General features: G+C 68.1%; 11 protein-coding genes and 2 tRNA genes. 7 read left to right on the plus strand and 6 right to left on the minus strand.

Translation table 11 applies throughout. The features are described 5' to 3' along the window. Window positions 1-75: 75 nt before the first annotated feature. On the minus strand, window positions 76-1290 hold the full coding sequence (locus FLL47_RS29690; RefSeq protein ID WP_144124838.1) for a glycosyltransferase 87 family protein: 1215 nt from the start codon (window positions 1288-1290) through the stop codon (window positions 76-78). A gap of 105 nt (window positions 1291-1395) precedes the next feature. Here FLL47_RS29690 and orn point away from each other — a divergent pair, with 105 nt between their 5' ends. Further along, window positions 1396-2001 (plus strand): oligoribonuclease, encoded by a 606-nt coding sequence (orn, locus tag FLL47_RS29695; RefSeq protein ID WP_144125320.1) that lies wholly within the window; start codon window positions 1396-1398, stop codon window positions 1999-2001. Window positions 2002-2098: 97 nt separating this feature from the next. After that, a tRNA-His gene (locus FLL47_RS29700) sits at window positions 2099-2174 on the plus strand. Window positions 2175-2219: 45 nt separating this feature from the next. On the opposite strand, the gene FLL47_RS29705 is transcribed toward FLL47_RS29700, so the two are convergent. Both FLL47_RS29705 and FLL47_RS29710 read right to left on the minus strand, forming a co-directional pair. Beyond that, window positions 2220-3527, minus strand: a complete 1308-nt coding sequence (locus FLL47_RS29705) for an Ig-like domain-containing protein (RefSeq protein ID WP_425457777.1) — start codon at window positions 3525-3527, stop codon at window positions 2220-2222. Between the two features lie 160 nt (window positions 3528-3687). After that, window positions 3688-4959: a L,D-transpeptidase gene (locus FLL47_RS29710; RefSeq protein ID WP_144124840.1), complete on the minus strand. Its 1272-nt coding sequence runs from the start codon at window positions 4957-4959 to the stop codon at window positions 3688-3690. 313 nt (window positions 4960-5272) lie between these two features. Here FLL47_RS29710 and FLL47_RS29715 point away from each other — a divergent pair. Beyond that, window positions 5273-5348 (plus strand) — tRNA-Lys (locus FLL47_RS29715). 1121 nt (window positions 5349-6469) lie between these two features. On the opposite strand, the gene FLL47_RS29720 is transcribed toward FLL47_RS29715, so the two are convergent. After that, window positions 6470-6778, minus strand: a complete 309-nt coding sequence (locus FLL47_RS29720) for a hypothetical protein (protein ID WP_144124843.1) — start codon at window positions 6776-6778, stop codon at window positions 6470-6472. A gap of 331 nt (window positions 6779-7109) precedes the next feature. Here FLL47_RS29720 and FLL47_RS29725 point away from each other — a divergent pair, with 331 nt between their 5' ends. The 3 genes from FLL47_RS29725 to FLL47_RS29745 all read left to right on the plus strand — a co-directional run bounded on the left by FLL47_RS29725 (window position 7110) and on the right by FLL47_RS29745 (window position 9459). After that, entirely contained in the window at window positions 7110-7454 is a 345-nt protein-coding gene (locus tag FLL47_RS29725; RefSeq protein WP_144124846.1) for a hypothetical protein, read from the plus strand. Between the two features lie 254 nt (window positions 7455-7708). Further along, complete coding sequence (locus tag FLL47_RS29730) at window positions 7709-8320, plus strand: hypothetical protein (protein WP_144124849.1); 612 nt, start codon at window positions 7709-7711, stop codon at window positions 8318-8320. A gap of 554 nt (window positions 8321-8874) precedes the next feature. Further along, entirely contained in the window at window positions 8875-9459 is a 585-nt protein-coding gene (locus FLL47_RS29745; protein WP_144124856.1) for a hypothetical protein, read from the plus strand. 67 nt (window positions 9460-9526) lie between these two features. On the opposite strand, the gene FLL47_RS29750 is transcribed toward FLL47_RS29745, so the two are convergent. Both FLL47_RS29750 and FLL47_RS29755 read right to left on the minus strand, forming a co-directional pair. After that, window positions 9527-10336: a hypothetical protein gene (locus FLL47_RS29750; protein ID WP_144124858.1), complete on the minus strand. Its 810-nt coding sequence runs from the start codon at window positions 10334-10336 to the stop codon at window positions 9527-9529. Further along, on the minus strand, window positions 10333-10842 hold the full coding sequence (locus FLL47_RS29755) for a SigE family RNA polymerase sigma factor (protein ID WP_144124861.1): 510 nt from the start codon (window positions 10840-10842) through the stop codon (window positions 10333-10335). Before FLL47_RS29755 ends, FLL47_RS29750 begins: the two co-directional genes overlap by 4 nt. Window positions 10843-11118: 276 nt before the next feature. Here FLL47_RS29755 and FLL47_RS29760 point away from each other — a divergent pair, with 276 nt between their 5' ends. Next, on the plus strand, window positions 11119-13590 hold the full coding sequence (locus FLL47_RS29760; protein ID WP_144124864.1) for a hypothetical protein: 2472 nt from the start codon (window positions 11119-11121) through the stop codon (window positions 13588-13590). Window positions 13591-13684: the final 94 nt, after the last annotated feature.

A 13684-nucleotide genomic window follows, 5' to 3' on the forward strand; every position in this document is an offset into this window, starting at 1 on the left:
TGGGGACCTGTCCCGGGGGAGACGTTGTCCCTGCCGTTCACGTTACGGTAAAACCGTCAGAACGGACAAGACTGGCTATATAGGCCTTGACGTGGGATAATCCCCTGGTCGATTGATCGGCAGGAAGACCAGCAGGACCAGGCTGAGCAGGACGTAGGCGTTGCGGGCCAGGAACAATCCGGCGGTGTCCGTGGGCACCGCGGCCACGCCCCAGTCCACCACCGAGACCACGCCGATCACACAGACGGTGTACGTCCCGGCCGCGAAGGCGAGCCAGCCCCAGCGGCGGCAGTCACCCGCCCGCTGCGCGGCGGCGAGCAGGGTCACGATCGCGGGCACGAACCAGTACAGGTGGTGCGGCCAGGTGATCGGGCTGATCAGCCCCGAGACCAGGCCGGTCAGTGCCAGCCCGGTCACCGCGTCGCCGGCCAGGCCCGCCCGCGCCGCCCGCCACATGCCGAACCCCAGCACCGCCAGGGCCGCCAGCAGCCAGAGCCACTTCGCGGGCTGCTCAGGCGCGACCAGCCGGGCCAGCAGGCCCTGCAGCGACTGGTTGCCGGTGTAGTCGAGGCGGCCCACCCGCGCGGTGTCCCACAGCGCCGAGGTCCAGAAGTCCCACGAGGCCCGGGGCGCGATCGCGGCGGCCAGCAGGGTCACGCCCGCGGCCGCGCCCATCGCCGTGAACGCCGCCCGCCACTGTCTGGTGACCAGCAGGTACACGATGAACAGGCCGGGGATCAGCTTCAGCGCGGTGGCCACGCCGATGCCGATGCCGGTCCACTTCGAGCCGCGCGGCCCGAGCACCAGCAGGTCCATCAGGATCAGCAGGATCAGCAGCATGTTGATCTGGCCGAACGTGATGGTCTCGCGCAGCGGCTCGATGGCCAGCACCAGCGGCGCCGCGATGCCCACCGCGTACCAGGCCGGCCAGCCCTGCCGCCGGGCCAGCGGAGCCACCAGCCAGTAGGTGGTGACCACCACGGCGGCGACCGTGCCCAGCGTGAACAGCGCCTGGGTCACGCCCAGCGGCAGCAGGCCGAAGGGGAACAGCAGCAGCGCCGCGAACGGCGGGTAGGTGAAGTACAGCGCGCCCTGCACCCGGTCGCGCTGGGCGTAGTCGTACAGGTCGTGGCCGTCGCCCCACCAGTTCACCGCGGACATGTAGATGCGCAGGTCGAAGAAGCTGTCGTGCCACACCATCAGCTGCTGGAAGGCGAACGCGGAGAGTGCGAGCACGGCGATCACGGTGATCACCCGCACGAGCGGGGTGCGGGTGCGGACCTGGGACATGGTCGCCACCCTATCCGCCGGGCGGGTCACCGGGGCATGGCCCCGGCGCGACGGTGGCGGCACTGACAGTGCGTCCTTACGGCGTACGCTGTGCCGGTGGGAGATCTGCGAAGCGCCGACCATCTGGTATGGATCGACTGTGAGATGACCGGCCTGAACCTGGGCAGCGACGCCTTGATCGAGGTCGCCGCCCTGGTCACCGATGCCGACCTGAACGTGCTGGGCGACGGGGTGGACGTCGTGATCCACACCGACGACGCCGCCCTCGACGGCATGGTCGAGGTGGTGAAGCAGATGCACGAGAAATCGGGCCTGACCGAGGCGGTGCGCCGGTCCACGGTCACCGTCGAGCAGGCCGAGGACATGGTGCTGGAGTACGTCACCAAGTACGTCACCGAGCCGCGCACCGCGCCGCTGTGCGGCAACTCGATCGCCACCGACCGCGGCTTCATCGTCCGGGACATGCCCCGCCTCGACACGCACCTGCACTACCGCATGATCGACGTGTCCTCGGTGAAGGAGCTGTGCCGCCGCTGGTACCCCCGGGTTTACTTCGGCCAGCCGGAGAAGGGGCTGGCCCACCGGGCCCTGGCCGACATCCGGGAGAGCATCCGGGAGCTGCGCTACTACCGCGAGGCGATCTTCGTGCCGCAGCCCGGCCCGGACGTCGACGAGGCCAAGCGCATCGCAGCGACCATGATCCTTCCCTGAGTAGCGGGGGACACAGCGATACCCGCTCGACGTGGAGCCGGGGGGTACCGCTATCATTGGTCAGTCGCCGCGGCCGAAAGGTCGTCGGCGTGTGATGGTGGTCGTAGCTCAGCTGGTAGAGCACCGGGTTGTGGTCCCGGGGGTCGCGGGTTCAAGTCCCGTCGATCACCCCATACGAAAGCCCCGGCGGGAATCCCGCCGGGGCTTTTCGCTGCTCGTCAGGCGCTCGGTGTGCCCGAGGGGCCCGCGGAGGGGGTGCCGGACGGGCCGGTGGACGGCGCCGTCGACGGGTCGGGCGTGGGCTCGGCCGGGGCGACGTACGGAATGGCGCTGCCCTTCACGTACTGCTCCCAGGTCTTGTCCCAGTCGGTCCAGCCGTTGCCGTAGTCGAGCCTGCGGGGCGTGCCCTTGGTGGTGATCGGCGTACCGATCAGGGTGTTCGCGAACAGCCAGGCGGCGTTGGCGATGGACACGTTCACGCAGCCGTGCGACACGTTGCGCCGGCCCTGGTGCTGCGCCGACCACGGCGCGGCGTGGATGAACTCGCCGCCCCAGGTCATCCGCTGCGCGTACTCCACCGGGGTGCGGTAGCGGTTGGCCGGGTTCGGGGCGTCCATGGTGTCGAAGACGGTGTTCCGCTTCTTCTCCATGATGATCATCGTCCCGCTGGAGGACGGCATGCTGGCACGGCCCAGGCTGACCGGGATCGTCCTGATCGCCTTGCCGTCCTTGTACGCCGTCATCTTGTGGGTCTTGTCGTCGACCCGCAGCTGCAGGTCCGGCCCGACCTTGCAGACCAGGGTGGAGTCCCGGCGGCCGTAGTAGCCGCCGCCCATCGGCAGACCGCCGGCCCGCACGTCGACGGAGATCGTCGTGCCGGCCTTCCAGAACGCCTTCGGTCGCCAGTGCAGCTCGCGGGCGGTGTACCAGGTCCAGATGCCTTCCTGGAACGGCTCGGTCTGCACCATCAGGCGGCGCTGGACCGCGGCCCGGTCGGCCCGCGCGATGTCCCGGCTGGTCCTGAAGATCAGCACCATGCCGACGCCGATGACGGCGTTGTCGGCCAGGAAGCTGCTGATCCCGACCAGTTTGGTCGGCTTGGCCATGGTGGTGAACGTGGTGGTGGCGGTGGCGGCCTTGCCGTCGTCACCGGTCGCGGTCACCGTCGCGGTGTAGGCCGTGCCGAAGGCCAGCGCCTTCTCCGGCAGCCAGCCCTTGCCGTCGGGGTGCATGGCACCCTTCACCTCGGCGCCGTTGGCGTCCTTCAGCGAGACCGTGGTCTCCACGGCTTCGGTCGCGGCGAACACGAGCTCCGCGCTGGCCGGCACGTTCTTGGCGTCGACGGCCGGGCCGGTGATGGAGACGGTCGCCTTCGGCGGCGTCTCGGCCGGCTTGTCGCCGTCGCCGTCGCCGTTCGCGCCGTTCCAGACCGGCGACTTGTCGCCCGTGCAGGCAGCCAGGCCGGCCACTCCGGCGACACCCGCGCCGGCCAGGCCGAGCGCGGTGAGTACGCGCCGCCGGGTCATGGACATGGGGGTCGGGAGATCGGGGGTGGGCATAGGCTCCTCACCAAGATCGAGGGGTGTGCGCGATGCGCCTGTCCATACTGCCTCAACAACGCTCACACAGAGGGTATGCGTTGCACCCAGTGAGCCTTCACACCGCTACATCCGAGCATAAAACGGACTAGTTTGTCGGATCCGAGGGGGACGGGGTCACGATCGCGGGCGTGACGCTCGGGGACGGCGAGGGTGCCGCCGCCGGGATCGGCTCCCGCAGCTCCTCCGGAACCGGCAGCGCGCTGCCCTTGACGAACTCCTTCCAGCTCAGGTCCCACGCGGTGAAGCCGTTGCCGCGTTCCAGCTTCACCCCCGTGCCCTTGACCGTCACCGGGTCGCCGACGTGCGTGTTCTGGAACAGCCACACCGCGTTGCCGTACGAGACGTTCAGGCAGCCGTGCGACACGTTGCGGTTGCCCTGGTCGCCGACGCTCCACGGAGCCGAGTGGATGAATTCCCCGCCCCAGGTCAGCCGCTGCGCGTACTGGATCGCCACCCGGTACTGGTCGCCCGGCTCGCCGGTGGTGTCGAAGATGGTGGACTCCTGCTTGTCCATGATCACCATGGTGCCGGAGGACGACGGCGTGCTCGCCTTGCCCAGGCTCACCGGCATCGACTTGACCTTCTTGCCGTTGCGGAAGACGTCGATGTGCTTGTTCGAGTTCTTGACGATCAGCTCCAGCTTCTCGTCCGCGATCTTCGCGGTGGCGCGCCGGTCGTCGTCGCCGTACCGGCCCTCGCCCATCGGCACGCCCTTCAGGGCCGCCCGCACGCTGAGCACCGTGCCCGGCTTCCAGTACTCCGGCGCCCGGTAGGTCACCTGCCGCCCGCTCATCCAGTGCCACACCCCGAGCTGGGCCGGCGTCGTCGTCACGAACAGCCGCGACTCCACCTGCGCCCGCGCCGACTCCGGGATCAGTTCCGAGAACTCCACCACCACCGGCATCGCCACGCCGTACGTGTGGTCGTCGAACAGGTACATGCCCGTGCCGACCTGCCGCTGCGGCTCCGCCATCGTGCTGAACGAGGTCGACTTCGTGATCGCCCGCCGCCCGTCGGTGGCCGTCACGGTGACTGAGTAGCGGCCCTTGTAGTCCAGCGGCTTGTCCGGCACCCAGGACGTGCCGCCGGGCCGCATCCGGCCCGGGATCAGCCGGCCCTTCGCGTCGGCCAGGGCCACCGAGCGGACGGAGGCGTTCGTGACGCTGATGCCGATCTCGGCGCTGACGGGTAGGTCCTTCTGGTCCGCCGCGGGCGTCAGTTCCAGCGTCTGCGCGGGCGGGGCCGGCTGCGGCGCGGCACCCGGTTTGACGCCGGGATCACCGGTGTCGCAGGAGGTGAGCGGTACGAGGACCACGGCCGTTGCCGCGGCGAGGCCGAACCTGCGGAGAGCACTCATGACGCCACCTACCCATTACCACCGTTATGTCCCGGTTCACATACTGCCGCAGGCGGCTGGGGCGTGTGGGCGGTTCCGACGGAATCTCGGGATACGGGCGTGGCGGGCGGATGATCTTTGCGTGAGCGTGGTCACACGGCGCGGTTGTGACGCTCCGTGGTCGGGTTTTGGAGCCCGGGAGCATGCCGTTGTGGGAGGTTATGAGGCGTTCTCGTGGGTGGTTTGTCCGGATTTGGAGGTGCGGACCGCGAGTCCGTCAACCGATTGGAGATCCCCCGGATCGTCATGCTAAAGTTCTCTCCGTTGCCAACGAGCGCCGCTAGCTCAATTGGCAGAGCAGCGGACTCTTAATCCGCGGGTTCGGGGTTCAAGTCCCTGGCGGCGCACCAGCAGTAACACTCAGGGCCGGTCTTCTCAGACCGGCCCTGACCCGTTTCTTGACCCCTCGCTCAGCTCTCGAGCAGAAAGCCGACCTTGTCACTCGTCGACAGCTGGGCCGCCGGGTCACCTTCACGTAGATCAACTGGTGAGGCCTCCAGCGGTTAACCGCGGACAGATTTGCCTCTTGGCCCCTGAGCGCGAAGCCGTGTCGCCGCCGTATGGCGTATCCGCTTCGTCGCGCCGCTCCGTGCCAACCACTCCAAAACACGAGGCTCTGGCGAGGAAATCGCCAGGCTGTCCTGTAACCAATTTGACCACGCCAGTTCCCCTCCGCTTGTAATTAGGTCGGATAACGATCGCGACTCTAGCAATCTAAGCTCAGACAGTCTGCGTTCTGCGTAGCTGTAGCTTTTCGGATACGACAGGCACTCCAACCATGAATCGCGCTCCGCATCGACTACCGAATGAAATACTTTGAGCACAACACTCAGGGCAAGGTTTGCATCCGGCTCCGCCGCAATAGCCGCTTTTAGCAATGAGGCACAGGACTCTGATCCGATGGCATCGTTGTAGAGCTGAGCTGGTTCGTTGCCATCGGTTGTGTCTACGAGCTTGCCAAGACAGGCAGCAAGAGCCAGGACCGGACTAGTCAAATTCTACGCCTCTTCCCTGTTTCAGGGTCTTTGGGATGAGTCTGATTGTATTCAGCCATTTTCTTGCGAACCCTGGATCTATAGGCCCGAGATTATCATTGATGACGGTTTGCTGTGCCCTTGTGAGCTGAACCTTGGGGTCGAGGGGCTTTCCACTCTGGCCGCTTGGATATCGAAACCCTCACCCTTGAGATGGCCGTGCGCTGGCACATGGCGGTCGTTCCGCAAATCCAGCGAAGCCAGCACGCTCGGTTGGCTGATCGGGATCAGGGTGCCCGATCGTGATCGGGAGGGAGCCCTCGTAATCCGCGGGTTCGGGGTTCAAGTCCCTGGCGGCGCACCAGCAGGCATCAGGGCGTTTACCGGAAACGGCAAACGCCCTGATGCGTTCGTGGTCGCCTGACAGCAACCGCGTCAGTCTCGCCACCCTTACCCGGCTCGTTCAGCACTACTTCGCCTGGGGCTCGACCCTTGGCTTACTGCTCCAAGGTAATGACGGCGCGGCACATGTGGCCGAGCGAGGCCATCCCTGCCGGTTCCTGTGAGGCGGCCAACTCCAGCGCGGTAGCCACGGCGTGTAACGCTCGGGCCAGGCTGGTCGCCGGCACCTTCGCGGCCACCCTGGCCACTCCGGCCTCATCCGCTGCGCTGGCGCGCAAGGTCTGGGATCCCTCAGGGAGCTGCTTGGCAAACCTTGCCACCATTCGGGCGAGCCGGTCGGGATCGTAGTCAGTCGTGGTCACCTCGAACGTAAGATCCACGGTGTACGCACCGACTTCGCTCATGCTGGTCAGCATATCGAGCGGGACGTGATGGCGGCCTTGCCTCACGATCTTCAGACCTACCGCGTACTCGTCGCCCAGAGCCGATAGCCGACCAGTGAGCACGATCGGGCAGTAGCCTTCGATTTCGCAGGCCGGGTCGGGCCGTACTGGGGCCGCCAGACGGGCCGTGGGCCGTCCCCGGGCCGTCAAATGACGACCAGCGATGACGGTTGACGACTGAGACTGCCCGACGTCCCCCAGGTCAGAACCCGGCTTGTTCCGGAGAGCTTTACGGGGACGGACGAGTCGACACGCTCAGCTCACGGCCCGTATCGGCCGTACGATCTTGTTTATGGGCGGCTATGGCTGGATCGGAGCGGGACGTGTCGCCCATGAACGCGGCGACTGGGACCTGGCGATAGCGACGGTAGAACCCCATGCGCAGTGCTACAGCGTCGACCACGAGCGCCACAACGCGCACCTGTGGCACTTGGACCTCCTTGTGAAGGCGGGACGTCTGGACGAGCTTGCGTTACTGGGCCGTGACGACGTGCATGCGCGAAGGCGGCTCAACCGCCACCTGTACGAGACCGGTCAACGCGGTAATCTCGCGCGCCGCGCTGAGGCGGGTGACGAAGGTGCCCGCATTCTGCATGACCGTCTGCGCCTGGAGCAGAACGACGGGCGGAACGCGTGATCTTGCGTGCGATCCACGTGCGATTGGCGCCCGGCGATCCTGGGGAGTGTGCGGTGCATCATGGACACTCGATCGTGGCAGCCGTGCCCAGACTCAAAGCGCGGCGGCAACCGCCACCCAGGCGTCGCGAAGCGCAACTACGGCACGGATCCGCTCATCGCTCCATGGGTTGTGGCCCCGTTTGTCGCGATCGCCTAGTCTCAGTGCTGCCTGCCCGGGTTGGGCGCGAGCGAATCGTGGATGCGGGGATCGCGATGACCGAGCACGGCACCGAGGACACATCAGGCCACCAGGACGAGCAGCCGCCCGAGGGGAAGGCTGAGGGATCCTGGCTCGACGGGGCGGGGTTATGGCTGGCACCGGCGCTCGCGGCTACCTTGCTTATCATCGCGGTCGCATGGCAACGGCCGGACCGCAGCCGCACCGAACTTCCTGAGGCGAGCCCGGCCTGCACGGGCCAGGCCTGTTCCAACGCCGGGCAGGCGACCGGAGAGATCGTCCGGCTTCCCGAGCGGGAGCGCTTCCTCCGCGAGACCGGGTCGGCGAGCGCGAACGTCGCCGTGGAATGGCACTTGAACGATGCGGTAGAACCACTTGTCATCCGGGCGGACACCCCCTTCGCCGACTTCACCCTCTTTGCGGCCTGTGTCGGCCAGGGCGGTCTGACTGTCGCGGTCGACAGCAGGGACGACATCGACACATCGGTGACGATCGCCTGTGACGGGATCATTGGACCAGGGGTCGGACTCGTCAGCAGTTACGACGGAAAGCCGCTTACGTCGCCGCCGTACACCTTCCAGCCGACCGTCAAGGGCGACGTCACCGATGCCGTCTTCTACGTGATCGGCTCGGCCAAGTCGGCTTGAACGGTGCCGGATCTGGGACGAACGGCGGCTGGACTCTCCTCGACACGGTGCCGCTGCTGGAGCGAGAACAGCTGCGCCTGGACGTGAAGTTCCAGCAGGACGTGACTGGCGGAGCCATCAGCATCAACTCCCGGTCGTGCCCGCCATCGGTGTACTTCAGCAGAAGTCCGGCGACGGCCGAGGAATGCGAGAGCCTCGAACGGGAGGCCATCTGGAGCCCTGAGCATGTCGAGGACCGCCTCCGCGACCACTTCGGCGGCCGTCCAAACAAGTGGGCAGAGTCGCTACGCCCGAAGGCTCGGCCTGGCGTTCGTCCCTAACCAGGTTGTTTGACAGCTCAGGTAATCTCCGGCGTTGTGTTGAGTGCCGGGGTGTGGACGTTCCTAGTGTTCCGTCTCAGTTTTGACTAGCCACTTGTTCGAAGGCGAAGCGTCCACGGCGGACCTTGGCCAGGACCGATTCCGCGGTGGCGGTCCACACGAACGGGTTCGGTTCGTCGTTGTGTACGCGCAGTTTCTCCTCAATCGCACGACAGGACACCAGGAGCTGCAACCATGAATAAAATCGTCCGTGCTGTGTGCGCGGCAGCGGCATCGGTGCTGCTGGCCGTAGCGCCCGCCGGGGCGCCCGCCTCGGCGCAGGACCTGCCGAAGGACGCCAAGTACAGATGGCTGTCCTGCCCGGCGGGCACCAGCACCACCGCCACCATTGACAGCACCTGGATCGAACAATACTTCGAGTTTGTCGATGTCTACTTCGTCCACATCGCCGGCACCGTCGCTCCCTGCCGGACGTGGATGACCGAGTACGAGGTGCTCGGGCTGGCGGCGTACAGCAGCACCGGTGCCTATGGCTCACCGCGCCCGTTCCCTCGCAACGTCCCGCCGGTGTACACGCTCTTGACGGCCATCCGCGTCTACCAGGGCGCGCACGCCGTATGCGTCATCGCCGACGAGACCACCCGCCTTGGCTGCGTGTCGCTCAGCTGGGCCGTCGTCGACGGCGTGGCGAGGCCCACCGTGACCGGGCCGCTGGCTGTCGACTCGCCGTTGGTCGCCGTACCGGCCCGCACCGACATGACCGTGCCCACCGGCGGACCGGCCGGACCTGGCTGCGCGCTGTGCCCGGAGCCGTCCTGATCGAACGAATTCGCCGATGCCGCTCGGCGGCCCGGTTCCCGGGTCGCCGAGCGGCATCCTGCGAGCGTCATGCAGGTGGGGCGAATCCCGGTTCCAGGGTCAGCTCCGCCAGTCGCCGTGGGGTGAAGACCGGCCGGTCGAGCATCGGCACCGCCCCGTCGGCGACCGGGTTGTTGAGCGGCTGCCTGGTGTATGGAAGCTCCCACACCATGATCAGCCACCCGTCGACGTAGCGGACGGCGTAGTGGAACTCGACATACCCGCTCGCGACCCGGGCCGGTGCGACGGCCTCGCGCATCCGTCCCACCCGCACTTTGCCACCGCGGACGGTCAGCACCTCGCAGCCGATTTCCGTGCCGGTCAGCAAGCCGCGGCCCGGTGTGAGCGCGCAGAGATCGCCAGCACCCGTCTCGGAGCCGGCCAGTAGGTATGCCAGCAGTTGCCCGCCCGCGAGCGGCCCGTGTCGCGGGCCTACGAGGACATCGGTGAACGCGCCCACGGTGGTGATCCCGTTCGGCAGGCTGCTGACGCCGCCGTCCCACGTCGAGGAGGCGCCGCCGACGGACTCGACACCCGCCGGGAGGATCTCGCCCAGCGTCGTCTCCATCCGCTGCGCGACGAGCTGCGCCGCAGCATCCGAGAGGTGCGGCACGCTGGAGGGACTGGCCGTCGTCGGTGCGGGAGACGTCTTTTCGGCTGGTACCAGCCATGCCGCGCCGATTACGGCGAGCACCGCGAGCGCCGCCCCGGTCACGCCGCGGGTGCGTCGCCGCCGCGTCCGAGCCCGGTGCGCGGCTCCGAGCAACTGCTCGGCCGTGGCCGGCGGCGGCCCCGGCTCCTCGAGCAGCCTCCCGAACGCCTCCCTGACGTCGTTCATCTGCGCTGTCCTTCCGCGAGTTCGGGCGTCCGCTCCAGCGCGGCCCGCAGCGTCGCCAGGCCGCGGGCGGTCTGGCTCTTCACGGTGCCGGGCGAGCATCGCAGCGCCTCGGCCGCCTGGTCGACTGACAGGTCCAGCCAGAACCGCAGCACGATCGCGGCCCGCTGGCGCGGTGGCACCTCGGCCAGCGCGGCACGCACGGCCAGCCGTTCCTCGACCGCGGGATCGTGCACCGGTCGGTCGAACACTGCCTGGTCGGCGGTGCCGCGTTCGCGTCGCCAGGGGCGGCGGCGCTCGTCCAGGAAGACCCGTACCAGCACCTGGCGTGCGTAGGCGTCGAGCGCTCCGTGCCGGTTCACCCGCGACCAGACCAGGTACAGCTTGATCAAGGCGGTCTGGGTGAGGTCGTGGGCCAGGTGCCAGTCGCCGCAGAGCAGGTATGCGGTGTTGCGCAGCGCAGCACCGCGCGCCGCGTAGTAGGCCGCGAACTCGCCGTCACGATCCATCTCGCCCCGATCCTGTTCTGGTTCGTTCGTCGGTACGGGTATGACACGGAACGGCATACCGCGCCGGTTGCATGAGGACGGTCGTGTGTCGACTCGACGATCTGGGCTTCGGCAGCCGCTGTCGGCCGCGGCCGCACGGGTCATGCACCGATGTCAGCCGCCGTGTCACGGGGGTGTCGCAAGCGTGGACAGAAAGGTGGTGTCCGGCGGTTGCCGGAGTATGGCAGCATCCTGTCGCTCCCGCGTCCGCGGTCGAGCATTCAACGGGGAGCCACCATGAATCTCAGCGCTTTCGCGCGTTTAAGAACATTCGGACTCGTCACGGGCGTGTTGGCAGTCGTCCTCGGTGGGGCTCCTGCCGCCGCCGCGACGGCGGCCCCGGCACGGACGGCGCCCGTCGCCGTGGTGAAGGAGGCGCCCGCTTCCACGGCGGCGCCGGCCGCCATGAGCGGCGCGCCCGCCGTCGCCGCCGCGACCGAACTCGACACGCCGATGTCGGCGACGACACGCTGTGGCGGCGGTCGGCTCGAGCTGGGTCAGATCATCAGCTGCGGGTCGATCACCGGCGACCGTGCGGATGTCTTCCGCATCACGTCCACGGTGGACGACGACACGTTGTTCACCATGCTCACCCGGTCTTCCGGTGACTGGGTGCAGGGTTCCGTCGTCGACCGGGACGGCAACTACGTCTGCTCCTGGCGCGTCGACGCCGGCACCTGCAAGCTCGGCCCGGCCGGTGTCTACGAGCTGCACCTGTCCCTCTCGCATGGGACGGGCAGTGGCGACTACACGGTCTCGGCGGATTCGATGCGCACCGCGTCGGACTGCAAGAAGCTGACGGAGTCGTTCTTCTCGTTCGCGTACGCGGGCCTCTCGGTGAAGCTTCCCTTCGGCTCGGCAAGCCGGTGCCTGTCCTTCCAGCAGCCCCAGGGGGCGGTTCTGCTTCCTGAGACGGGCAGTGCCTACGGCGGCGTGCAAGGCCTGCTGGTGGACGCCCGGTTCGAGCCGGTCTGTGTGATCCAGTACGGCGGGGCCTGCACGCTCGGCCAGCCTGGCCCGTATCACCTTTACGTGTACGAGCCCTATGGCGCGCAGGTGGCCTTCACGCTGCGCATGCCCCGGATCTCCACCTCTGCCGGCTGCCCGGCGACGGTGACCCCGGGTGCGTTCGGCGACCAAGGTGCGGCCGTCTTCGCCGGCACCGTGACGCCGTCCCGCGCGACCTGCGCGAAACTGCAGACCACCGTCGCCGGCAACGTCGCCATCCGGTTCGAACCCGACCAGAGCCTCTGGTGGACCGTGTACGACGACGCCGGTTCGCCGGTCTGCGAGAAGTACACGAACCAGCACGCCTGCCCGCTGCCCGCGGTCGGCGACTACACGGTGCTCGTGCTGAACCGGAGCGACTTCGGCGAGCCGATCGACTACCGGCTCGCGGTCACCGCGCTCCACGCCGACGCCGGCTGCGCGCCCGCGACCGGCACGTCCTGGGAGCTGCCCGCGCTGCTGCTGCACCAGACCTCCGGCGTGCAGGTGAACTGCCAGCCGTTCCATGGCGAAGCCGGTGACCGCATCGTGGCCTATGCGGCGCCGACCAGGTACAACAACGTGTTCACGCAGCTGGTGGACGGCGCCGGAACCGAGGTCTGCCCGGGCTACTCCGAGCAGGACGGCTGCGTCCTGCCGGCGAGCGGAACGTATCGGGTGATCTCCCGGCTGTGGCAGTGGGACGAGGCCGCCACTGACGCTACGTACAAGCTGCAGGTCAAACGGCTGTCCTCGGCCGAGGGCTGCCCGGTCGTCATTCCGGTCAACTACAACGCGGCTCCGGCGGGCGCGCTCGGCGGGATCCGGTGCCGGATCCTCGACATCCCGGCGGCCGGCCGATACCGGCTCAAGGCGGTGAGCTCGACCAACTACGAGAGCTACGCACAGGTCTACGACGTCGCAGGAATCAAGGTCTGCGGCAGCCAGCTGTGCGAATTCCCGAGCGCGGGCCGATACACCATGGTGCTGAGGGGGTCCGAGTCCAGCGCGGTGCTCGACAACGACTTCGAGTACACCCTGGCGCTGCTGCCGGAGCTGCCGTCCGGGTGCCCGCAGGTCTCCGACGACCCGGCGAACCTGGCGTTCCACTCGGGGCTGTTCCAGACGGCGGGGCAGTTCGACTGCGTCCAGCTCGCCAGCCCGGCCGGCACGAGGATCCTTGAGCTGCTGCCCGGGAACGCCACCGGGGCCGGCCGTCCCGCGGTGTTCGTGGTGGACGCCACCGGGGCTTACATCTGCGACTCCACGTACTCGCTGCGCCAGTACTCGTGCGAGCTGACCGGCACCGCCCCGTTCTTCGCGATCTCCACCGCGTCCTCGGGTTCCGGCGTCGGCGCGTACGCGCAGGCCTTCCCGCGGGTCAGCGGCGACAGCGGGTGCGCAGCCCTCCCGCGCACCGCGGAGGGGACCCAGGTCACCACGGGGGCGGACCGGTTCGCCGTCTGCTTCTCGGTCCCCGCGGATCAGCACGCCGCCAGGGAGACCTTCACCTTCCGCCGTACGTCGGGCACGGGTGACGCGCAGATGGTCGTACTCACGACGAGCGGCATCGTGTACTGCGGCTCGTTGTCGTTCCCCTCCACGGATCGCACCTTCACCTGCACCCTTCCCGCGGGCCCGCTGACCGTGCTGCTGGAGGCCGACCCGGTCGACGCCACCTACCTGGTGACGCATCGGGACGCCAGCACGCCGGCGGCCTGAGGACGTCAGCACGCGGCACGGCCGGCCGGTCTCCCGATCGGCCGGCCGTGCCGCGGTCTGTCGTCACTGCGCGTCTCGGCGCGCAGCGCCGACG

Origin of the sequence: Catellatospora sichuanensis (genome assembly GCF_007483665.1) — a bacterium.
GTDB lineage: Bacteria > Actinomycetota > Actinomycetes > Mycobacteriales > Micromonosporaceae > Catellatospora > Catellatospora sichuanensis.

Bases quoted from the DNA above. Each gene is read 5' to 3' on its own strand.
- FLL47_RS29755 (WP_144124861.1), bottom strand. From the start codon at position 10,842: ATGGATCGTGACGGCGAGTTCGCGGCCTACTACGCGGCGCGCGGTGCT.
- FLL47_RS29745 (WP_144124856.1), top strand. From the start codon at position 8,875: ATGAATAAAATCGTCCGTGCTGTGTGCGCGGCAGCGGCATCGGTGCTG.
- FLL47_RS29690 (WP_144124838.1), bottom strand. From the start codon at position 1,290: ATGTCCCAGGTCCGCACCCGCACCCCGCTCGTGCGGGTGATCACCGTG.
- FLL47_RS29705 (WP_425457777.1), bottom strand. From the start codon at position 3,527: ATGACCCGGCGGCGCGTACTCACCGCGCTCGGCCTGGCCGGCGCGGGT.
- FLL47_RS29710 (WP_144124840.1), bottom strand. From the start codon at position 4,959: ATGAGTGCTCTCCGCAGGTTCGGCCTCGCCGCGGCAACGGCCGTGGTC.
- FLL47_RS29725 (WP_144124846.1), top strand. From the start codon at position 7,110: ATGGGCGGCTATGGCTGGATCGGAGCGGGACGTGTCGCCCATGAACGC.
- FLL47_RS29760 (WP_144124864.1), top strand. From the start codon at position 11,119: ATGAATCTCAGCGCTTTCGCGCGTTTAAGAACATTCGGACTCGTCACG.
- FLL47_RS29720 (WP_144124843.1), bottom strand. From the start codon at position 6,778: ATGAGCGAAGTCGGTGCGTACACCGTGGATCTTACGTTCGAGGTGACC.
- FLL47_RS29750 (WP_144124858.1), bottom strand. From the start codon at position 10,336: ATGAACGACGTCAGGGAGGCGTTCGGGAGGCTGCTCGAGGAGCCGGGG.
- FLL47_RS29730 (WP_144124849.1), top strand. From the start codon at position 7,709: ATGACCGAGCACGGCACCGAGGACACATCAGGCCACCAGGACGAGCAG.